Origin of the sequence: Raskinella chloraquaticus (SeqCode), assembly GCF_021731865.1 — a bacterium.
Lineage (GTDB): Bacteria > Pseudomonadota > Alphaproteobacteria > Rhizobiales > UBA4765 > Raskinella > Raskinella chloraquaticus.
This window is the reverse complement of the sequence record NZ_JAKFWN010000016.1, coordinates 34,398-54,876: the sequence shown is the minus strand read 5'-3', so window position 1 is coordinate 54,876 and position 20,479 is coordinate 34,398. Positions and strand designations below refer to the sequence as shown.

Below are 20,479 nucleotides of genomic sequence, written 5' to 3'. Positions count from 1 at the left end.
TGAGCACGGGAGCATCACATGGGGCGCCTGACGACGCATGTCCTCGACACCGCCGGTGGTTGCCCGGCCGCAGGTGTCGTTGTCGAACTTTACGCAGTTGACGCCGCTGGCGTGCGGGCTCTGGTGACCCGCAAAACCACAAACGCCGATGGGCGCACCGATGAGCCGCTGCTGGCGGGCGATGCCTTTGAGCTTGGCCTCTACGAAATCGAATTTGCCATTGGCGATTATTTCCGCCGGACTGGTCTGGTAAAGGCCGGGCCAAGTTTTCTTGACATGGTGCCGGTGCGCTTTGCCATCAATGACAGCGCGGCACATTATCATGTGCCGCTCCTTGCCTCGCCCTTCGCTTATTCGACGTATCGGGGATCGTGATGGCATCATCCGATGACCGTGCGCGCTTTCTGGCGCGCTTTGCTTCGATCTTCGAATATTCTCCGTGGATAGCCGAAGAAGCATTCGACCGGGGGCTAACGCAACACTGCGATACCGCCGATGCCTTGCATCATGCCATGTTTCGCGTCATCCGCGAGGCGTCAGCCGAACGCCAGCTGGCTCTCATCAACGTTCATCCAGATCTGGCCGGAAAACTTGCACTTGCTGATGCGCTTACCGATGAATCACGTGCGGAACAATCATCCGCTGGGCTTGATCGTCTGACCCCCGATGAGCTTGCCCGCTTCACAGACCTCAACAACGCCTACAAGGCGCGCTTCGGCTTCGTCTTCATCATGGCGGTGCGCGGCGCGACGAAGGCTGATATTCTGGCAGGCTTCGAACAGCGCCTGCGGCACGATCATGATCGCGAATTCCACACCGCCCTCGGTGAAATCGCCAAGATCAGCCGCATGCGCCTCGAGGACCTCTTTGCTTCCAGCAACGGATAATCGTCATGACCATTCGCCTCGACGGCCTGAAACTCAAATCCTCACAGGTCATGGCAGCAGCAAGGCCGGCTGCGTCCGGCCGTTTTGAGAAGGCGGCGCTTCATCCCAGATCACGCGAAGCGTTGGGCCACGCCCGCGCCTTCATTGAAGCCAACTGGCTCCATGACGACGCCCCGCTGATGTATGCCTTCAACACCGGCGTTGGCCTCTTCAAGGATCAGCGGGTGATGATTGCCGATATGGCGCTTTATCAGGAACTCGTCATCAAGGCGCACGCCACCGGGCTTGGCCAGCCGCTCGCCGAGGATATCGTGCGCGCCACCATGCTGCTGCGCGCCAACGCCTTCGCCTCGAACTATTCCGGCCCCGCGCTCGCTGTTGTTGATCGCCTGCTTGATTTTCTCAACAAGGGCCTGCACCCGGTGATCCCGGAAAAAGGCTCGGTCGGTGCCTCCGGCGATCTGGCGCCGCTTGCCTATCTGGCGGGCGCCATGGCGGGCTTTCCTGAAGCCGAGATCGACTATAGGGGCAAACGCTACCCGGCCCCCGAAGCGATCCGTCGCGCCGGCCTGTCGGGTGATTTCACGCTTGGCGCCAAGGACGCCTCCGCCCTCATCAACGGCTCGACCGTGTCGCTCGCCCTCGGCGTCCTCTCCGCCGCTGACGCCAGGCGGATCACCAAAGCCGCTGACGTGGCGCTGGCCCTGTCGCTTGAAGCGATGCGCGGCGAACTGATCGCTTTTGCCCCGCCGATCCATATGGCGCGCCCCCATCCCGGCCAGCGGCTAAGCGCCCGCAACGTCACCCGCATTGCCGGCGATTCGCAGCGCTGTTCGGAAGCCGCCCGCCATCTCCTCTACCCCGAGGAAAGCCGCAAGGCCGATGTCGCCCCGCCGCCGCGCATCCAGGATGTCTATTCCATCCGCTGCGCCCCGCAAGTCCACGGGCCGGTACGCGATGCGCTGGATTACATCGACCGCATTCTCGCCGTCGAGATGAACGCCGCAACCGACAATCCGCTGATGTTTGATGATGGCGCGGGCGGCTACCGCGTCATCTCGGGCGGCAATTTCCACGGACAATATGTCGCCCAGGCGATGGATCTGCTGGCGATTGCCATCGCCGATCTCGGCTCGATTTCCGAACGCCGCCTCGCCCGCCTGCTCGACCCCGGCATGAGCTACGGCCTGCCGCGCAATCTCAACGCCGGGCGCAAGGGCCTCAATACCGGCTTTGGCACCGTACAGTGTTCGATGTCGGCGCTGGTCATGGAAAACCGCACGCTGTCGATGGCAGGCTCGGTTGATTCCATTCCCGGCAAGGGCAATGCCGAGGATCATGTCTCGAACTCGACCTGGTGCGCCCGCAAGGCCCGCCAGATCGTTGACAACGTCGAATACATCATCGGCGGCGAGATGCTGATGGCGGCCCAGGCCCTGGCACTCATTGAACCCATTGCCGGAAAATATGCGCTCGGACGGGGCAGCCGCGCCGCGCTTGAAGCCATTCAGGCGAAGATCCCCCCAGCCCTTCACGGCGACCGCTGGTTTCATACCGACATTATCGCTGCCCGCGATCTCGTACGTAGCAATGAGATCGTCGCCGCGGTTGAGGCCGTCACCGGCACCCTGGAATGAGCGCGCAAGCGCCGGCCTTGCGCACGCTTGCCGATCAGTTGGGCCGAAGCCTGCGCCTCGCGGCGTCCCCTTGCCGCATCGTTTCGCTCTGCCCGTCGGTGACCGAAACGCTTTTCGCGCTTGGCGCGGGAGGCCGCGTGGTCGCGCGCACCGATTACTGCCGTCATCCTGCGGAAGCGATCGTGGCGCTTCCCTCGATCGGCGGCACCAAGCGGGTCGATGAAACCCGCCTGCGGGCGTTGGCGCCTGATCTCGTCGTCTCGATCCGCGAGGAAAACGATGAAGCGCAGATCGCGGCGCTTTCCCAGGACCTTCCTGTCCTGATCCTCGATCCCGTCGATATCGCTTCCGCCCTGCGCGGCATTCGTCTTCTGGGCGGTGCTGTCGGCCACCAGGCACAAGGGCTGGCGCTCGCCCAAGCGATCGCTGACGCCTTCGATGCCCTCCCACGGCTCGATCATTGCGAGGCTGCCTATCTCATCTGGCGCAAGCCCTTCATGGTCGCCGGCCACGGTACGTATATCGGTGATGTGATGGCCCGTCTTGGCTTCGTGAATATCGCCGGCACCACCGGGCGCTATCCCATTCTCGACGCCCGGACGCTTGAAGCCAGGCCGCCGAAGTTTTTACTGGCGGCCTCGGAGCCTTTTCCCTTCTCGGAAAAATATGTGCCGGAACTGCGCCGGCTTGCCCCCGGGGCCAGGGTCGTCCTGGTCGATGGCGAGATGTTCGGCTGGCACGGCGCGCGCATGCTGAAGGCGGCAGATTATTTCCACCATCATATTCCCTTGTGGAAGGCAGCCCTCGGGCAAGCTTGAGAACGCATGCCTGCTGGCGTCTCGCAAAGAGGCCTCCATTCGTCGCCCCTTCAGTCTCCGTCCTGGTTGCCTATGGCCGAACCGTTTCGATGCGTATAAGCAGTACACGGTTCTCGGGCAAAGGCTGCACGAATGCATCTCCTCCTGCTTGGCGGCGGGCATGCCCATGCACTGGCGCTTCTCGACTGGTGCACCCGGCCGCCACCCGGCGTGACGCTGACGCTCATCAGCCGCGACCGCGTCTCGCCCTATTCCGGCATGCTGCCGGGGCTGATCGCCGGGCTTTATTGCCATGACGACATCCACATCGATCTGGCAAAACTCGCCGAGCGCGCTGGCGCCCGCTTTATCGTCGATGACATCCTCGGTATCGACGCGACAGCGCAAACCGTAACAACGCGCAAGGGGCAGCACGCCTTCGACATCGCTTCAATCGACCTTGGTTCGGTGCCCGAGCGCCGGCATGTCGCCGGCGTGACAACGCGGGATCTGGCGCCAAAACCGCTGGCGCCCTTTCTCTCGCAACTCGGCGGGATCGCGGCATCGGGCACGCCCCTATCGCTTGCCATCGTCGGTGGCGGGCCGGCCGGATTTGAACTGGCGCTCGCCCTGTCGCACCGGCTCAGCGCCCAGCTCACAAGCCTCACCCTCCTCACCGACGCACCCGACATCCTCATGGCGCTGCCGCCGCGAGCGCGCCGCCTGGCGTGGTGCAAGCTGCGAGAGCGTCGCATCGAGGTTTTGACCTCGGTACGGGTCTTGAGCCGTGATGATCAGGGCCTGAGGTTGGAGGACGGGCGCCTGTGCCCGGCAAACCATGTCGTGTGGGCAAGCGGTGCGGCTCCAGCACTTGACCTTTCAACCAGCGGATTGGCGCTTGATGCAGGCGGCTTCGTGCGCGTCCACCCCACCCTGCAAAGCCTGACCAGCGAGCGCATTTTTGTGAGTGGCGACATGGCAAGCTTCGACCCGCCGCGCCCCAAAGCGGGCGTCCAGGCGGTACGTCAGGCACCGATACTGGCGCAGAACATACGAAATTATGTCGCAGGCCATCCCCTGCTGTCACATAACCCGCACGGGGATATGCTGGTATTGTTGTCGAATGCCGATGGGAGCGCGATTGGCGCACGGAGCGGGCTGACGCTGGATGGGCGCCTTGTTTGGTGGCTCAAGGATGCCATTGATCGCCGCTTCATGGCGCGCTTTGCTTGACCGCCGATCAGCGAGTGCCTAGCCAGTCGGCAAATAGAAGGCAGGACCGTCATGAGCCATGATTCAACTAATCCGTTTTTCGCCGCATGGACAAATCCCTTCGGCCTGCCGCCTTTTGCCGCTATCCGGCCTGAACATTTCCTGCCTGCCTTCGAGGCAGCGATGAGCGAACAGAAAGCCCATTACGACGCCATTGCCACCAATCCCGCGCCACCGGACTTTGCCAATACAGTTGAAGCGATGGAAAGCGCGGATGAGGCTGCGAGCCGGGTAGGCGGCGTCTTCTGGAACCTTGTCGGCGCTGACGCGACGCCGGAGCTGCAGGCGATCGAACGCGAGATCGCCCCGAAACTGGCGCGCTTCCATGCTGAGCTGATGACGGATGCCCGCATCTTCGCCCGCATCAAAACATTACACGCTCAACGCGACCAGCTCGCCCTCAACCCCGAGCAACGCCGCCTCCTTGACTGCCTCCATCGCTGGTTTGCCCGCGCCGGCGCCGGCCTTGAGGCGGAGCAGCGCGCGCGCCTGACCGAGATCGCCGGACGCCTGTCGACCCTGGGCACGAGTTTCAGCCAGAACATTCTGGCTGATGAGGCCGCCTACGCCCTCATTCTTGAAAACGAAGACGATCTTGCCGGTTGCCCCGATTTTCTGCGCGCAGCGATGGCGCGGGTGGCAAACGATCGCGGCAAGGCTGGCACCTACGCGGTCACTCTATCGCGCTCGATCATCGAACCGTTCCTCACCTTTTCCGAGCGCCGCGATCTGCGCGAGACCGCCTTCAAGGCATGGATCGCACGCGGCGAAAGCGGAGGCGCGACCGATAACCGCGCGCTCATCGCCGAAATGGTGGACTTACGCCGCGAGCGGGCGCGTCTCCTTGGCTTTGACAGTTTTGCTGCCTTCAAACTGGACGATTCCATGGCGAAAACGCCTGCTGCCGTCCGCGATCTGCTGGAAACCGTGTGGACGCCAGCGCGTGCCAAGGCGGGGCGCGAGGCCGACGCGCTGCGGGCCATCATCGACAATGAAGGGCGCAATCACCCGCTTGAAGCCTGGGACTGGCGCCATTACGCAGAAAAGGAGCGTCGCCGCGCCCATGCTTTCGACGAGGCCGAGATCAAACCTTATTTCAGCCTGGAGGCGATGATCAGGGCTGCGTTCGACACAGCCAGCCGGCTCTTTGCTCTCACCTTCACCGAGCGCCGCGATCTTGACGGATATCACCCCGATGTCCGTGTGTTCGAGGTACGTGACACAGAGGGGGCTTTTGTTGGCCTTTTTCTCGGCGATTACTTCGCCCGCCCGAGCAAACGCTCCGGCGCCTGGATGAGCGCCTTCCGCAGCCAGCAGAAACTCACGCGCGACGAGCGCCCCATCATCGTCAACGTCATGAATTTTGCCAAGCCGGAGGAAGGCAAGCCTTCCCTGCTCTCCTTCGACGATGTGCGCACGCTCTTTCACGAATTCGGTCACGGGCTGCACGGGCTGATGTCGAATGTGACCTACCCTTCCCTCGCCGGCACCGCGGTGGCCCGCGATTTCGTCGAACTGCCCTCGCAATTATACGAGCACTGGATGTCGCACCCCGACGTGCTGTCGCGCCATGCCCTTCATCACCAGACCGGCGAGCCGATACCTGCCGCCCTTCTGGCCAAGCTGCTCGCCGCACGCACTTTCAATCAGGGCTTCCAGACGGTCGAATACACCTCAAGCGCGCTTGTCGATCTCGACTACCACCTGCCGGGCGTGCCGCAACCGCTCGACGTCGACCAGTTCGAAAAATCGGTGCTCGACCATATCGGCATGCCCGATAATATCGTCATGCGCCATCGTTCCGCCCATTTTTCTCATGTCTTTTCCGGGGATGGCTACGCCGCTGGCTATTATAGCTATCTATGGTCGGAGGTTCTCGATGCTGACGCCTTCCGCGCCTTCACTGAAGCGGGAGATGTTTTTGATCCGCAGATCGCGGAGCGGCTGGGAAAGTTTATCTATTCCGCCGGCAATATGCGCGATCCGGAAGACGCTTACGTGCTCTTTCGAGGACGTTTGCCAACGATTGATGGCTTATTGGAGAAGCGGGGACTGACGGCCTGATGATCTGTCACCATACACTCACGTAAACGTGCTTTGGCCGGAGCCTTCGCTGCGGTCATGAGACTGACAACATTACGGAAACATATGTTCATGGACAGCGCTGGCCCTGCCGCAAACCCTCAAAGCCCAGGCATGATAACACGTGCTGTGACCGGCGCCGACCGCCTGGCGCAACGCCTCGCTGCGGCCGGCATCCGCCACGCCTATGGCATTCCCGGCGGCGAAGTCCTGGCCTTTGTCGAGGCAATTCAGCAGGCCGGGATCGAGCCGGTTCTGGTGAAACACGAGAATTCAGCAGGTTTCATGGCTGAAGGCACCTGGCACGCCACCGGCGCGCCGGGGCTCTTCTATGCCACCCTCGGCCCAGGCGTTGCCAACGCCATCAACGTGGTGGCGAACGCCTTTCAGGATCGCGTACCACTCATTTTCGTCACCGGCTGCGTCGATCAGGCCGAAGCTGAAAGCTATACCCACCAGGTTTTCGATCACCAGGCCCTGCTGCGCCCGATCGTGAAGGCCTCTTTCCGCGCGACCGCAGACACGGCCGATCTGGTCGCCGACAAGGCCATCACCATCGCCCTTTCCGGCCGCCCCGGCCCGGTGCATATCGATCTGCCGATCAGCGTCGCCGAAGGACCTGCCCGCCCTGGTCCGCTCACAATCACCGTGACCGCTGCCCCTCAGGCACCAGCCGAGAGCGCGAGCCTCAGCGCCGCCCGTGCTGCCCTGGCCGGAGCGCAGCGACCCTTGATCATCGCCGGGCTTGACGTCGTCAATCAGGGAGCGGGCGCGGCAGTCCTGGCTTTGGCTGACTGCCTCGACGCGCCGCTCATCACCACCTACAAGGCCAAGGGGGTCATCGACGAGACGATGCCGCGCGCGCTCGGTGGCGCCGGCCTCTCGCCCAAGGCCGACAAGCTCCTCATGCCGCTCATCCAGGCAGCCGACGTCATCGTCCTTGCCGGCTATGACCCGATCGAGATGCGCATCGGCTGGCGTCACCCCTTTGCCGCCGACACCGTCCTCATCGATGTCTGCGCCGAAGCGATGACCCATGGCATGCATCACGCGACCCATCTTTTCGTGGGCGATATTGCTGCGAGCCTTGCCGTGCTCGGTCGCGAGCTGACACCGCGTTCGTCATGGGCAAACAAGGAACCGGCAGGCGTCCGTCAGGCGTTGGTGACAGCATTCCTTCCCGAGGAAGGGTGGGGCCCGACCCGTGCTTTTACCACGCTGCGCGAAGTCGCCCCGCGCGACACCGTCGTCACCGTCGACAGCGGCGCGCATCGCATCCTGGCGAGCCAGGTCTGGTCGTGTTTTACCCCGCGCACCATGCTGCAATCCACCGCGCTCTGCACCATGGGCTGCGCTGTGCCGCTGGCGCTCGGCTACAAGCTCGCCAGCCGGCAGGTGCCGGTGCTGGCCTTTGTTGGCGATGCCGGGCTTGAAATGGTCCTGGGTGAACTCGCAACCGCGCGCGATCGCTCCCTTGGCGTTGTCATCGCCGTTCTGGTTGATGAAAGCCTCGCCCTCATCGAAATGAAGCAGCGGGCAACCCAACGCCCTAATATGGCCGTTGATTTCGGCGCTAGTGATTTTCCGGCCATTGCCGCCGCGCTGGGGGGGCATGGCGTCTGGATCGACGATGCCGCAACCCTGGCAAGCGAGGCCCGCGCCGCGTTTGACCGTTCGACATTCACCGTCCTTGCCATCCGTATCGGACGGCGAGCCTATGAAGGTAAGTTCTGATGACGCCCCCTGTCAAAAAAGAACGGGATGTTCGCCTCGATTTTTTCCGTGGCCTGACAATGTTCATCATCTTCGTCGCCCACGGCCCGGATAATCCGTGGAATAACTGGATTCCGGCGCGCTTCGGCTTCTCCTCAGGCGCCGAGCTTTTCGTCTTCTGCTCCGGCTTTGCCAGTTCGATCGCCTTTGGCGCGATATTTCTGCGCCGCGGCATTTTCCTTGGCACCATGCGCATCGCTTATCGCTGCTGGCAGGTCTACTGGGCGCATATCTGCGTCTTCCTGGCGACCATCGCACTCGTCATCATCGCTCACAGCCTGTGGCCCAATGGCGGCTTCCAGGACGAGCCGTTCGGCGAGCTGTTTAGCGACCCCATGCGCGGCCTGCTGGGCATGCTGACATTGTCCTATCTGCCTGCCTATCTCGATATCCTGCCGATGTATCTCGTCATTCTGGCGATGATACCAATCATCATGATCTTGCGCCGGCTGCATCCGGCCCTGCCTTTCCTTTTTGTTGCCGCGTCTTATCTTTCGACCTGGTTTCTGGGTGTCAAACTGGTCGGCAATCCATGGACCGGCTTTGGCTGGTTCTTCAATCCGTTCGCCTGGCAGCTCATCTTCTTCTGCGGGTTTTTCTTCGGCAGCGGCTGGATCAAGCCGCCGCCCTTCGGCAACCGCCCGCTGGTGATCATCTGCCTTGCCTTCCTTGTCGTCTCGGTGCCCGTCAACTTCTGGGGCTTTATCGACAATGTCTGGTTCTTCGCCGACATTCACATGTGGCTGCTGGCAGATGAGGAGAAATCCAATCTGCACATTCTGCGCGTCATCCATTTCCTGGCGCTGGGCTATATCGCGCTGACCTTCGTCAATCCACGCCGCCACCTGCTCAACCAGGGTATCGGCAAGATCATTATTACGGTTGGCCGTCAGTCGCTTGCCGTTTTCCTTGTCAGCATTGTCACGGCACGGGCCGTATCGATCGCCATCAAGCAGGGCATGGGCACACCGGTTGAGGTTGCCGCCCTGAACCTCGCGGGTTTTGCCCTCATCATCGCCACGGCTTATGTCGTGACATGGATCAAATCCCAGCCATGGTCGTCCCCCAAACGCCAGCCCCTGCCGCAGGAAGCGTCCAGTGGTGTCAAGCTGGGATCACCGGCCGAATGAAGATCAAGCACCCTTCGTTAGGGTCAGGACCCATTAATTTAGGCAAAACGGCATGGCACGAATGGACAAAATGGCAGGAGACGCCCGAAAAGCATACCCTTTGGTATGGTTGAGGGCGTCGACGAACCAGTTTGCCATTCGTGCCTTGTCCTTCGGATGGGGTGAAATGACGCGATCTTTATGTCGCAAGCCTTTGCAAGTCAGACGACTTCCTGCAGGCCTGCTCCTCAACCTCGCGCCATGTCCCTCCCACCGTTTTGCCCAAATTAATGGGTCCTGACCCTAAGTTGCTGAATTCTGCACTTAGGCCCCGGCAGATTCGCGTTCGTCAATATTAACGGCTCTAAACCCTTGTCCTGACAACATTTTCACGCAAGCGTGTTCATTTTGCCAGTTCCCTTTTTCTTATCCGTTCATATAGTCGGGGATAAGTTTCGCCGCGTTACATCGTCGGGAGAATATTTATCTCCCCTCGTCGGTCCCGTCGGAAAGGGGAGACACCATGCGTCGCGACATTCTGGGAAATGCCACAACGATCAGCTCGCCGCAGGCCGCGCTGGCTTGGGATGAAACGACCGAGGCGATGCTCGCCCACGCCAAGCGCACGCCCGAAGCGCTGGCGATCGTTCTGGCCGAGGACCCTCATTTCGCGCAGGCCTACGCGCTCAAGGGTCTGATGGTGCTGACGCTGGCGCGCAGCGAGATGACCCAGTTCGCCAGGCAGTGTCTGGCGCAGGCCGAGGCCGCAGCAAAAATCCAGCCCCCGAATGCCCGCGAAAGCAGCTACATTGATGCGCTGCGCCATTGGCTCGACGGCAACATCATCCTGGCCGTCGACTGCCTGGAAAGCATCGCCAGCCTTTATCCTCTTGATGCCATGGCTATCAAACTGGCACACGCCATTCGCTTCATGATTGGCGATTTGAAGGGTATGCTGCACGGCATCGACAAGGCCGCATCGCATTTCACCGATGACACGCCATTCGCCGGCTACATCTTCGGATGCCGCGCTTTCGCGCTGGAGGAAAATGGCCGCTACCGCGAAGCCGAGACGACCGGAAGGCAGGCGGTTGCACTGGCGCCGCGCGATGCCTGGGGGCTTCACGCCGTTGCCCATGTTCTCGAGATGAACGGGCGCGCGGAAGAAGGCTATGCGTGGCTCGGCGGTGCGGCTCATTACGAGCACTGCAACAATTTCGGCTATCATATTCATTGGCATCGCGCCCTGTTTGCTCTCGAGCTTGGACGCGTCAACGAAGTGCTCGCCCTTCACGATGGCGCGATACGCCGTGATCACACCGACGATTTTCGCGACGTCGCCAACGGCGCATCCATTCTCCAGCGCCTCGAACTTGAAGGCGTCGACGTTGGTGATCGCTGGAGCGAACTGGCGGATATTGCTTCACGCCGGGTGAATGATGGTCAGCTGGTGTTTGCCGACCTCCATTATCTGCTGGCCCTTCTCGGCGGCAAGCGGCTTGATTGTGCCAACAAACTGGTTGCAACCATGCTGGCTGATGCGCAGTCCGGCTCCTGTTACAACAGCCGGGTCGCTGAACAGACCGGCGCTCATATCGCCCAGGGGCTCGTCGACTTTGCTGCCGGCAGATATCAAAGTGCTGCCCGGCATTTAATGCGCGGCCGCGATCTGCGCCAGATCATGGGCGGCAGCCACGCCCAGCGCGACGTCTTCGAGCAGGTGACCCTTGAAGCCCTGCTGCGCTCGGGCGATCTTGACCGGGCGGAGAAAATTTTGAAGGCGCGCCTGTCTGCGCGCTCCAGAAACCGCTTCGCATCCTCGCGTCTGGGCCGTCTGCAATCAGCTCGCGACCAGTCGGCGCGCATCGGTGCTCTGCTGATGGAAGCCTTGCCCGCAGCTACGCATCATTAGGAATAGGCTCGAACACGCAGCGATGTTATAGGCGAGGCAGCCTGTCGTCCCGCCTGTTTCATTCAGGGGATTTATACACCTGCAATTTTCTGCTTTTATGTCTCAAAGCGCCGTGAGTTACGCTCACCCCCCTTTCTACTCGCATGGAGTTTGCTGAATATGCCCGTTGCCCATCGCCTGCGGTCCCTCGCTGCCGCCGCCCTCCTGTCAACGATCTCCTCCTTTGCCGCTCACGCTCAGGAAGGCAATGCCGAAGCCGGTGCCAAGGTCTTCGCGCCCTGCCGCGCCTGTCACCAGATCGGCGAAACGGCCAAAAATCTGGTCGGACCGCAGCTTAACGGCGTTATTGGCCGCAAGGCGGCAACAGCCGTAAATTACAATTATTCAGACGCATTCAAGGCACTTGACCGGGTGTGGACGGAAGAAGTGTTTCGCAAATATATCGTCGATCCCCGCGGTGATGTGCCTGGCACCAAGATGACGTTCCCCGGCATCAAGAACGAACAGCAGATCCCTGATCTGATCGCTTTCCTCAAGCAGTACGGCGCCGACGGCAAGAAATCGCAATAATGTGAACACATAGGCGCATTCGCGAATACGCGCGCGGCGAACGACCCAGTCTTGACGCCCACATTGGTCTCTTGACGGCAAACAGGGAAGCAGTATCCGTTTGTCACGCGCGTGTGTAGAGAAGTGAGTTGGCATGAGTGTCTCTTTGGATTTAACTTGAGCCTATTGAAGCTGACAGACAGGTCGTCAGCTGCGCTTGGATACGAAATGCGCTTGGACACGAAAAGGAACTGGAAATGAAGACGCGCCGTTACCTGGGCCTTGCGTTCGCAGCTTTTGGCTTTGCCTCGCTGTCCCTGCCTGCCCAAGCCGCCGGCAAGCAGGTGCAGGTCAAGGGTGAGATCGTCGACACGTTCTGCTCGGTCTCCGAAATCATGTACGCCTATGGCACCGCCCATTATCAGTGCTCGGTCTGGTGCGCGGCGGGCGGTGTTCCGGTATCGATCAAGGGCGATGACGGCGAATTTTACGTCGTTTTGAAGATTAATGAGGATACGAACACGATCATCAATAACAAGCTTCTCACCATCCAGGCCCACCACGTAACGGCTGATGGCGAGTTGCTCGAGCGCAATGGCGTCAAGTATATTCTTGTCTCGCAGGTCGCTGACGACAAAGGGGTTGTGAACCTGACCCATGATGAGCATGGCATCTTGCCGTTTGGCAATTGATTGAGGGGATCGCGAAGAATGCGTTATCTGTTTCTTGGCCTCGCGCTGGCGGTTTCCGCTCCGTCGTTGACGTTCGCTGCAGAAAGCGTCGGCGCGCAATATGAAAACGAGATCGTTCTCAAGGGACAGATCGTCGATATCGTCTGTGAGCTGACGGGCAATTGCACCAAGGAATGCGGCGAGGGTAAACGTGTTCTTGGTCTCAAGACCGACGACAGCACGATTTATCTCATTGCCAAGGGCCCGCCGCTTTTTGCCAATGCCAATGAATCGGTTCTGCCCTTCTGCGCCAAGCCGATCGAAGTGGATGGCCTGCTGATCAAGAATCCAAAAATGCCCTTGCTGTTCGTTCAGCGCTATCGTGCTGCTGGCAGCGCGGACTGGAAGGATGCCGACGGCTTCGAGGTTGCGTGGAAGGCCAGGAACGGCGAATCCGACGAATGGTTCCGCAAGGATCCGCTGGTCGTCGAAATCGTCAAGAAAAGCGGCCCCCTGGGCATTCCGGGGCTTGCGCCCAAGCCGTAAGATTGAGCGCAAAACACCGCTTACATGGCTCGGGCTGGCACCGCTGGATAATAGTTCGTCGTTTGAACGCAAGCCTGCATAGGAATCAGACCGCTATGTCTCGTATCATGGCCGTGTTCGCTGTTATTGCCAGCGCTCTGCTGGCATCGCCCCTGTTCGCGCATGGCACTGGGCCCCATATCGCCGTGCCACCGACGTCCGACAAGGAGGATGCCGATAACCTGGCGCGCGACCCGCTCGCCAACCGCTTTGGCGGCAAATTCACGCTCACCGATCATCGTGGCAACCGGGTTACCGACGAGACCTATCGCGGTCATTATCTGCTCGTCTATTTCGGATTTACCAGTTGCGCCGACCTCTGTCCGATTGACATGGCCAACATGACGGCAGCGCTGCAGATGGTATCGCCGGCAACGGCTGAAAAAATCCAGCCTCTGTTTATCAGCGTTGACCCCGAAATCGACACCCCGGCAGTGCTGTCGGCCTATGTCGCCAATTTCAATCCAAACCTCATTGGCCTCACCGGCAGCGTCGCCGAAGTCGAAGCCGCCGCCCGCGCCTACCGTGTGCAGCGCCATAAATTGCTGCATCCGTCCAGCAACGGCCACCCTTACATCATCGACCACGGAACACTGATGTTCCTCATGGGACCGGACGGCAAATTCGTTACCCTTTTTCCCAACAATTCTGACCCCGAAAAGATCGCGCGCAATCTTGACCGCTACGTGAAATAACGATCCTGCCTACTACCAAGTTCAGCGCCATCACCATATGTGCCAGATATATATGGAATATTTTTGCAACTCCCTGCCTGCGGCACGGCTGGGTTGAAATCCTTCGCGACTTGCCGGAAAGTCATGAGCATGCAGACGCCCGCCCCTTCATCTCTCATCATTCCCTCCACCAGAACCATCATCAATCTGGTCATTGGCGGGGCGATCGGCCTTTTTGTCTGGGAGTGCTGGGCGCGTCTGTTCACCCCGCTCATCGTCGGCTACCCGCTGGAACCTGCAGGTCTTCTCGATGCGCTGGCCCAACATCTGGCAGGTCTTAATCTGCCACGCCTGTTCCGCGAGGCTGTCCATTATGGCATCGGTCTCGTCGGCTATCCGATCATATATTTCGCTGTATCGCGCCATGTCCCGCGCTGGCCGGTCATTCTCGATGCCATCGTGATCATAACCTTCAGCTTCAGTATTTTCCGCGACATCAGCGCAGGCATGTTTACGCCGGCAAAGTTCATGTTTCTGACTGCCGTCATCGCTCTCGTCTTCAGCCGCCTGATCAACCGCGATGAGCGTATTGCCAATTGCATCAGCTGGGGCAATTTCACGTGGTTCTTCGCGCTCGGCCTGATGGCGCCGATTGCCGGGCTGTCCTTTTACCTCCTCGGCGAGGGCGGCGAATTGTCCTATATGAGCCTCGTTGGCCACGTCATTTACGGATATCTGGCAGCACTCGTTTTTGAAAAACTGGAAGATCGCCAGAAACCGGCGATGTAGCAGCCGTTTATTCTCACGCATGCGGCGGGTGCGGGCATACATCGGCTGTCAGCCTGTCGCCGCTTCGGGGTGATTGCCGCCCGCGTCTTCGACGCCTAACATCCCTCCAGACACAACCGGGGAGGATGGCACATGTCACGATCAGGACCACACTTCGGCGCCGCGCGTGTTGACCGGCGCACCCTTCTGCTTGCAGGCACAACTCTCAGCCTCGCCACGCTTGCCGCTCCACCGGCCACGCGCGCCCAGGCAAAATCATTGCGCGTCGCCAGCCTGCTGCCACGATCTGGTTTCCTCGCACCTGCCGGACAAAGCTGTCATCGCGGCGCCCTGGCGGCCCAGGCCCTTCTGACCGATCTGGGCCACGCGATCGAGATCGTTCACATCGACACTGAAAGCAATGTCGAAACCGCCCGCACGCAGGCCGAACGCGCCATCAACGAGGGCGCGCAGGCCCTCGTTGGCCCTTTTGAATCAGGCGCTGCGCTGGCAATCGCCCAGGTCTGCGAGCAGCGCAAGGTTCCGTTCATCGTCAACATCGCCGCTGCCCCGCAACTGACCGAACAGGGCTACCAGTTCCTGGTCCGCAATTTCCAGACTGGTGGCCAACTGGTGGCAAACGGCCTGAAATTGATCGCATCACTTCTCGATGCGCAGAAACTCAGCTACCAGAGCGCTGTCTTTCTTCATGCCAACGACACCTTCGGCACCGCCCAGCGCGGCGCCATGGATGCCCTCTTTCCCAAGGCAAACCTGCCGTTCAAGCTGCTTGACTCGATTGCCTATGATCCGCGTGCCCAGGATCTGTCGGTCGAAGTCACCCGCCTGCGCTCGCTCAGCCCGGACATCGTCATGGTCGTCACTCGCGCGGGCGATGCGGTCAAACTGGTGCGCGACATGGTGCGCCAGCGCTTTGAGCCCAAGGCCATCATATCGCCCGGTTCACCCGGCTTATATGATGAGGAGTTTTTCCAGACGCTCGGCCCGCTGTCAGATTTCATGATTTACAACGTTCCCTGGGTAAATCCGAAATCGGCAATGACGAGCGCGCTCGAAAAAGCCTTTGCCAAGGCCAATCCGAGCAACCGCTTCGCGGTCGACTGTCTCAACGCCGGCTTTACTTTTGAAGCTTTCCTTATCGCCGCCGACGCCTTCAAGCGCGCCGGCACCAGTAACGGACCCGAATTGATGGCAGCCATTCGCGCCTCGAATATCACTGAGCATGTGATGACCGGTGGGCCGATCACTTTCGACGCGAAGGGACAAAATCCCAATATTGCGTCTGTCAGCGTCCAGAACATCAAGCGGACCCCGACGGTCGTGCTTCCAGCCGATATCGCCACTACAGCGCCGGTCATGCCGATGCCAGGCTGGCAGGGCCGGAGCTGAATTGGTGACAGCAACGATGCCGGCTCGCGGCTCACCATCGGCGCGGCTATCCATCGCCGTCATTGCGGCGTTTGGATTGACCGTCGGCCTGGCGGCGATGCCGGCTGATGCGCAGGAGGCGTGCCTGGCCGTCGAGCGGCTGAAATCGGTTGAGAAAACCGGCGATACCTGCCGCTTTCACGGCGCTATCCTCAATCGCTGCGGCCATGATGTGAAGTATGCGATCGTGCGCGCCGTTCCCCATCCCGAGCGTGGCCCTTTGCCAACCGTCACCGGAGCCGTTCCGCGATTCCAGCTGGCGCCCTTGTCGTTTGACCGAGAAATCTGCCAGCAGGGTCATCATGTTCTCGAAGTAACCGGCGATGGCCGCCTGCGCGACGCGACCGGGCAGCCGATTACACCACCTCTGGCGAGCGAGGCGATTGCCCCGGCGGCTGAGCGCATCAATGCCTGCGTCAGGACCTGCCCGGCGCCGGAGCTCGACCGCCAATCACTGATCGCTGAATTGCGCAAAGCATATGGCGGCGCCGTCGATGTCGCCGATGCCGCACCCGCAATCGAAGACTATATATCGATCACTCTTGCCCGGCGTCAGGCCAAGGACCAGGTCTGCGCTGCCACCTGCCAGGGGGCATCGACGCCGGAAGCGGCAAGCCTCACGAGCGCCAGAATAGATACCGAGAGCGAGCAGACACTCGCAGCCCCCATCGCTCTCCTCGCCGCTATCGCCGCCCGCCCCGCCGCCCCCAAAATCGCCGCGCCATCCGACGCACTCCCTGAAGCGGTGGAAGGCCCCGCGCCACCGAGAAAATGGCGTGGGCGCAAGCGCCACGCCGTGACATCCGGCAATCGCTGCCGCACCGTCGGCGCGTCCGGTCGCTGCCGGCTTGTCCTCAACATTGAACCGCGCGGACGCAGTACCAAAACGCGCTAGTGCCCGGGCGACGGTTGCGCGCAGGCACGGCAATGGATTAAGCCCGGCACACATCAAGCCCATCTCACATTTGCGGCCCGTCATCATGTCACTAACGCTCTCAGCCAGTGTCATCGTCCAGGGTGTTCTGACCGGGCTCGTCTACGGGCTCATGGCGCTTGGACTGTCGGTCATCTTCGGCATCGTCCGGGTGGTCAACTTCGCTCATGGTGAATTCGCCGTGCTCGCCATGTATATCGCCTATCTGCTGTTTTTCTGGCTCAAACTTGATCCCTTCCTGGCCGCCCTGCCAATTGCGGCGCTGTTCTTTGGCGTTGGCTACCTGCTCCAGCGCGCGCTCATCAATTCCTTCGTTGCCCGCGCCGAGCATGACCAGTTCATCCTCATGGTCGGGCTGGCGATTGTGCTGGTGAATGGCTGCCTGATGATCTTTGGCCCTGAGGCGCGTCACGCCGAGCTGTCATACTCGCTCGACAGCTGGCTCGCCGGCCCTCTCATCATTGACGCGGTGCGCGTCTATGCCGCCATCGGCTCGCTTGTTGTCGCCCTGATGCTGCTTGCCTTCTTTCGCCTCACCGACACCGGTACCGCCATTCGCGCCTGCGCCGACAATCGTCTGGCTGCAGCAATTGTCGGCCTTGATACCCGACGCCTTTATGCGCTCACCTTCGGGCTGGGTCTGGCCTGCGTCGGGGCGGCCGGCGCCATGCAGACGGCGATCATCGATCCCAATCCCTCCCTGGCGCCGGGCATGACCTTGCTCGCCTTCACGGTCGTCATCGTCGGCGGGCTGGGCTCGCTGATCGGTGCGCTGTTTGCCGGCATTCTCATTGGGGTGGCCGAGGCGTTGTCCTCGCTGGTGATGGCGCCGTCAATGAAATCGCTGGCGTCATTCGCGGTGCTTGTCCTGGTGCTGGTGCTGCGCCCGCAAGGTTTGTTTGGAAAGGGCGGATAATCATGCATCCGACCTTGCACCGCCTCTTGGGCCAGCTTGACCGCCGCCAGCGTCTGGCATTTCTGGGTCTTGTCGGAGCGCTCATTCTCGGCCCGGCCTTCCTTGATCGCTACCTGATGTCGATCATGATCCTCGTATTTTGGTACGCCGCCGTCGGGCAGGCATGGAACATCATGATGGGTTTCTGCGGCCAGCTTTCGCTTGGCCATTGCCTCTACAGCGGTATCGGCGGCTATGTCGCAGCTCTGTTATGGGTCAACTATGGCATTCCACCCTGGCTTGCGGCCGTGCCGGCGATGGGCATCGCCTGTGCCTGCGGCATTGTCATCGGCTGGCTTGCCTTTCGCTATGACATCGGCGGCGTTTACTTTGCGCTCCTCACCATCGCCTTTGCTGAAATGGCCCGTATTGCCTTTGATAACTGGGCCGGCGGCGGCGGCGCAGCCGGCCTGTTCATCCCGCTGATACCGGCAGCCGATGCGGGGCTGTGGACGTTGTCCGGCGGACCTTTGCAATTTTACTATCTGATGCTCGGGCTGGCGATCACAAGCTTTGTGGCGGCTGCGGCCCTGCGTGCCTCGCGCCTCGGCCATGAATGGCTTGCCATCCGCGAGGAGCCGGAAGCAGCGCGCGCGCTCGGCATCGATATCTACCGGGCAAAACTTGCGGCCATCATCGTGTCAGCCGCCATCACGTCGCTTGCCGGGGTCTTTTATGCGTTTTACCAGCGCAACCTCTTCCCCAGCGATGCGTTCGACGTCTCGCGCTCCATCATCATGATCATGGGGCCGATTGTCGGCGGGCTGGGAACGCTCATGGGCCCGGTCATCGGCGCCCTGATCCTCACCCCCCTCGGGCAGATATTGATCGCGCTCACCGAGCGGCTTGTCGGTCACGCCGTACCTGGCGCCAGCCTTCTGGCCTACGGCGCGCTGCTGATGGTGATCATCTCCACCAATGCCAACGGCGTGTGGCCTGGCCTGTCGCGTCGTCTGGGCCTCGCCCCGAGAGCACTCCGATGACCGCGCTGCTGCAGGTGCAGGGGATCACGCATCGCTTCCGCGGTCTGGTGGCGCTAGATGAGGTTTCGCTTCAGGTCGAGGCAGGTCGCATCTTCGCGCTCATCGGCCCCAATGGCGCCGGCAAGACAACGCTCTTCAATCTCATTTCCGGTGCGCTCAAGCCCGATCAGGGCAGGATCATCTTCGGCGGTGAGCGTATCGACGGCCTGGCGCCCCATCTCATCTGCAGGCGTGGCCTGGCACGCACCTTCCAGATCGTTCGCCCGTTTCCGGCCATGACCGTCCATGAAAATGTCGTCATCGGCGCCATGCTGCATTGCGCCGACATGGATGCCGCCCATCGCCATGCCGACGATGTCCTGCGCCAGCTCGATCTCGCCCCGCGCCGCGCTGAACGTGCATCCTCCCTCACTTTGCCTGACCGCAAGCGCCTCGAAGTGGCGCGCGCCCTTGCCACATCGCCGCGCCTGCTGCTGCTTGACGAGGTGATGGCCGGCCTCAGGCCGAGCGAGATTGATCGCATCGTCGCCATCCTGCGCAATGTCGCCGCAGCAGGCGTCACGCTGCTCCTGATCGAACATGTCATGCGCGCGGTCGCTGCCCTTGCTGACCATGTCCATGTTCTCAACCATGGCGCGACCATCGCCGCCGGGCGCCTTGAAGAGATTGCCCGCCACCCCAAGGTGATTGAAAGCTACCTTGGAACGGAGGTTGCCAGCTGATGCTCAGCATTCGCAACCTCTCTGTTTTCTATGGTGATGCGCAAGCATTGGATAACGTCTCGCTCGACGTCCCCGCCGGCAGCATCACGGCCATCGTCGGGGCTAACGGCGCCGGCAAGACCACGCTCATCCGCACCATCGCCGGCATGCTGAGCGCAGCTTCGGGCGAAATCAGCTACAAGGAGCGCATCATCACCGGTCTTCCCGGTCATCAGGTGTGCGATCTTGGCATCGGCCAGGTCGCCGAGGGTCGCCAGGTCTTTCCGACGCTGACGGTCGAGGAAAACCTCGCGATGGGCGCCATGCTCCCGCGCGCCCGCGCCAGCAGGAAGCGCAACCTTGAGCGCGTCTACACCATGTTCCCGCGCCTCAGCGAACGGCGCCGGCAGAATGCCGGCACGATGTCGGGCGGAGAACAGCAGATGCTGGCAATCGGCCGCTGCCTGATGGGCGAGCCGGAACTGATCATGTTCGACGAGCCCTCGCTTGGTCTCTCGCCTGCCCTGGTCAGCGACATGCTCGCCACCATCGGCAGCCTCAGCCAATCGGGACTGACCTGCATTCTGGTTGAACAGAACGTCGCGCAATCGCTGAAGCTGTCGGCATATGCCTACGTGCTGGAGAATGGACGCATCGTCCTCTCTGGCAGCGGCGCAGCGGTGCTGGGCGATGATCGGGTGCGGCAGGCCTATCTCGGGCTGTAGCCAGGCTGATATTGAC

20 protein-coding genes are annotated in these 20,479 nt (G+C 61.2%); all 20 read left to right on the top strand.

Annotated elements, in window-relative coordinates:
* The first annotated feature begins 18 nt into the window (after window positions 1–18).
* The 20 genes from uraH to ACINK1_RS05815 all read left to right on the top strand — a co-directional run bounded on the left by uraH (window position 19) and on the right by ACINK1_RS05815 (window position 20,463).
* Window positions 19–375 carry a hydroxyisourate hydrolase gene (gene uraH / locus ACINK1_RS05910; protein ID WP_376802762.1) on the top strand — a complete coding sequence of 119 codons (357 nt, stop codon included), beginning with the start codon at window positions 19–21 and terminating at the stop codon, window positions 373–375.
* Complete coding sequence (gene uraD / locus ACINK1_RS05905; RefSeq protein WP_376802761.1) at window positions 375–887, top strand: 2-oxo-4-hydroxy-4-carboxy-5-ureidoimidazoline decarboxylase; 513 nt, start codon at window positions 375–377, stop codon at window positions 885–887. Before uraH ends, uraD begins: the two co-directional genes overlap by 1 nt.
* Before the next feature lie 5 nt (window positions 888–892).
* Window positions 893–2,524, top strand: coding sequence for a histidine ammonia-lyase (gene hutH, locus ACINK1_RS05900; protein WP_395760031.1), 1,632 nt, complete (start codon window positions 893–895; stop codon window positions 2,522–2,524).
* Window positions 2,521–3,342 (top strand): helical backbone metal receptor, encoded by an 822-nt coding sequence (locus ACINK1_RS05895; RefSeq protein ID WP_395760030.1) that lies wholly within the window; start codon window positions 2,521–2,523, stop codon window positions 3,340–3,342. Before hutH ends, ACINK1_RS05895 begins: the two co-directional genes overlap by 4 nt.
* Before the next feature lie 132 nt (window positions 3,343–3,474).
* Window positions 3,475–4,554 (top strand): FAD-dependent oxidoreductase, encoded by a 1,080-nt coding sequence (locus tag ACINK1_RS05890; RefSeq protein WP_395760029.1) that lies wholly within the window; start codon window positions 3,475–3,477, stop codon window positions 4,552–4,554.
* A 51-nt stretch (window positions 4,555–4,605) separates the two neighbouring features.
* Window positions 4,606–6,657, top strand: a complete 2,052-nt coding sequence (locus tag ACINK1_RS05885) for a M3 family metallopeptidase (RefSeq protein WP_395760028.1) — start codon at window positions 4,606–4,608, stop codon at window positions 6,655–6,657.
* Between the two features lie 132 nt (window positions 6,658–6,789).
* Window positions 6,790–8,409, top strand: coding sequence for a thiamine pyrophosphate-binding protein (locus ACINK1_RS05880; protein WP_376800641.1), 1,620 nt, complete (start codon window positions 6,790–6,792; stop codon window positions 8,407–8,409).
* Window positions 8,409–9,578 (top strand): OpgC family protein, encoded by a 1,170-nt coding sequence (locus ACINK1_RS05875; protein ID WP_376800640.1) that lies wholly within the window; start codon window positions 8,409–8,411, stop codon window positions 9,576–9,578. Before ACINK1_RS05880 ends, ACINK1_RS05875 begins: the two co-directional genes overlap by 1 nt.
* 502 nt (window positions 9,579–10,080) lie before the next feature.
* Window positions 10,081–11,469 carry a tetratricopeptide repeat protein gene (locus tag ACINK1_RS05870; protein ID WP_376803722.1) on the top strand — a complete coding sequence of 463 codons (1,389 nt, stop codon included), beginning with the start codon at window positions 10,081–10,083 and terminating at the stop codon, window positions 11,467–11,469.
* A gap of 159 nt (window positions 11,470–11,628) precedes the next feature.
* Entirely contained in the window at window positions 11,629–12,039 is a 411-nt protein-coding gene (locus ACINK1_RS05865) for a cytochrome c family protein (protein WP_376800550.1), read from the top strand.
* Window positions 12,040–12,275: 236 nt separating this feature from the next.
* Complete coding sequence (locus tag ACINK1_RS05860) at window positions 12,276–12,710, top strand: hypothetical protein (protein WP_376800549.1); 435 nt, start codon at window positions 12,276–12,278, stop codon at window positions 12,708–12,710.
* An 18-nt stretch (window positions 12,711–12,728) separates the two neighbouring features.
* On the top strand, window positions 12,729–13,235 hold the full coding sequence (locus ACINK1_RS05855; RefSeq protein WP_376800548.1) for a hypothetical protein: 507 nt from the start codon (window positions 12,729–12,731) through the stop codon (window positions 13,233–13,235).
* Between the two features lie 95 nt (window positions 13,236–13,330).
* The gene (locus tag ACINK1_RS05850) at window positions 13,331–13,969 is read left to right on the top strand and encodes an SCO family protein (RefSeq protein WP_376800547.1); all 639 of its coding nucleotides are present in this window, start codon (window positions 13,331–13,333) and stop codon (window positions 13,967–13,969) included.
* Window positions 13,970–14,092: 123 nt separating this feature from the next.
* The gene (locus ACINK1_RS05845; protein WP_395760027.1) at window positions 14,093–14,737 is read left to right on the top strand and encodes a hypothetical protein; all 645 of its coding nucleotides are present in this window, start codon (window positions 14,093–14,095) and stop codon (window positions 14,735–14,737) included.
* A gap of 132 nt (window positions 14,738–14,869) precedes the next feature.
* The gene (locus tag ACINK1_RS05840; RefSeq protein ID WP_376800545.1) at window positions 14,870–16,126 is read left to right on the top strand and encodes an ABC transporter substrate-binding protein; all 1,257 of its coding nucleotides are present in this window, start codon (window positions 14,870–14,872) and stop codon (window positions 16,124–16,126) included.
* Window positions 16,127–16,130: 4 nt separating this feature from the next.
* Window positions 16,131–17,060 carry a hypothetical protein gene (locus tag ACINK1_RS05835; protein WP_376800544.1) on the top strand — a complete coding sequence of 310 codons (930 nt, stop codon included), beginning with the start codon at window positions 16,131–16,133 and terminating at the stop codon, window positions 17,058–17,060.
* A gap of 85 nt (window positions 17,061–17,145) precedes the next feature.
* Window positions 17,146–18,015: a branched-chain amino acid ABC transporter permease gene (locus tag ACINK1_RS05830; RefSeq protein ID WP_376800543.1), complete on the top strand. Its 870-nt coding sequence runs from the start codon at window positions 17,146–17,148 to the stop codon at window positions 18,013–18,015.
* 14 nt (window positions 18,016–18,029) lie between these two features.
* Window positions 18,030–19,037, top strand: coding sequence for a branched-chain amino acid ABC transporter permease (locus ACINK1_RS05825; protein ID WP_376800542.1), 1,008 nt, complete (start codon window positions 18,030–18,032; stop codon window positions 19,035–19,037).
* Window positions 19,034–19,759 carry an ABC transporter ATP-binding protein gene (locus ACINK1_RS05820; RefSeq protein ID WP_376800541.1) on the top strand — a complete coding sequence of 242 codons (726 nt, stop codon included), beginning with the start codon at window positions 19,034–19,036 and terminating at the stop codon, window positions 19,757–19,759. The genes ACINK1_RS05825 and ACINK1_RS05820 overlap by 4 nt, the downstream gene beginning before the upstream one ends.
* The gene (locus ACINK1_RS05815) at window positions 19,759–20,463 is read left to right on the top strand and encodes an ABC transporter ATP-binding protein (RefSeq protein WP_376800540.1); all 705 of its coding nucleotides are present in this window, start codon (window positions 19,759–19,761) and stop codon (window positions 20,461–20,463) included. The genes ACINK1_RS05820 and ACINK1_RS05815 overlap by 1 nt, the downstream gene beginning before the upstream one ends.
* Window positions 20,464–20,479 lie beyond the last annotated feature (16 nt).

Bases quoted from the DNA above. Each gene is read 5' to 3' on its own strand.
- uraH (WP_376802762.1), top strand. From the start codon at position 19: ATGGGGCGCCTGACGACGCATGTCCTCGACACCGCCGGTGGTTGCCCG.
- uraD (WP_376802761.1), top strand. From the start codon at position 375: ATGGCATCATCCGATGACCGTGCGCGCTTTCTGGCGCGCTTTGCTTCG.
- hutH (WP_395760031.1), top strand. From the start codon at position 893: ATGACCATTCGCCTCGACGGCCTGAAACTCAAATCCTCACAGGTCATG.
- ACINK1_RS05895 (WP_395760030.1), top strand. From the start codon at position 2,521: ATGAGCGCGCAAGCGCCGGCCTTGCGCACGCTTGCCGATCAGTTGGGC.
- ACINK1_RS05890 (WP_395760029.1), top strand. From the start codon at position 3,475: ATGCATCTCCTCCTGCTTGGCGGCGGGCATGCCCATGCACTGGCGCTT.
- ACINK1_RS05885 (WP_395760028.1), top strand. From the start codon at position 4,606: ATGAGCCATGATTCAACTAATCCGTTTTTCGCCGCATGGACAAATCCC.
- ACINK1_RS05880 (WP_376800641.1), top strand. From the start codon at position 6,790: ATGATAACACGTGCTGTGACCGGCGCCGACCGCCTGGCGCAACGCCTC.
- ACINK1_RS05875 (WP_376800640.1), top strand. From the start codon at position 8,409: ATGACGCCCCCTGTCAAAAAAGAACGGGATGTTCGCCTCGATTTTTTC.
- ACINK1_RS05870 (WP_376803722.1), top strand. From the start codon at position 10,081: ATGCGTCGCGACATTCTGGGAAATGCCACAACGATCAGCTCGCCGCAG.
- ACINK1_RS05865 (WP_376800550.1), top strand. From the start codon at position 11,629: ATGCCCGTTGCCCATCGCCTGCGGTCCCTCGCTGCCGCCGCCCTCCTG.
- ACINK1_RS05860 (WP_376800549.1), top strand. From the start codon at position 12,276: ATGAAGACGCGCCGTTACCTGGGCCTTGCGTTCGCAGCTTTTGGCTTT.
- ACINK1_RS05855 (WP_376800548.1), top strand. From the start codon at position 12,729: ATGCGTTATCTGTTTCTTGGCCTCGCGCTGGCGGTTTCCGCTCCGTCG.
- ACINK1_RS05850 (WP_376800547.1), top strand. From the start codon at position 13,331: ATGTCTCGTATCATGGCCGTGTTCGCTGTTATTGCCAGCGCTCTGCTG.
- ACINK1_RS05845 (WP_395760027.1), top strand. From the start codon at position 14,093: ATGAGCATGCAGACGCCCGCCCCTTCATCTCTCATCATTCCCTCCACC.
- ACINK1_RS05840 (WP_376800545.1), top strand. From the start codon at position 14,870: ATGTCACGATCAGGACCACACTTCGGCGCCGCGCGTGTTGACCGGCGC.
- ACINK1_RS05830 (WP_376800543.1), top strand. From the start codon at position 17,146: ATGTCACTAACGCTCTCAGCCAGTGTCATCGTCCAGGGTGTTCTGACC.
- ACINK1_RS05820 (WP_376800541.1), top strand. From the start codon at position 19,034: ATGACCGCGCTGCTGCAGGTGCAGGGGATCACGCATCGCTTCCGCGGT.
- ACINK1_RS05815 (WP_376800540.1), top strand. From the start codon at position 19,759: ATGCTCAGCATTCGCAACCTCTCTGTTTTCTATGGTGATGCGCAAGCA.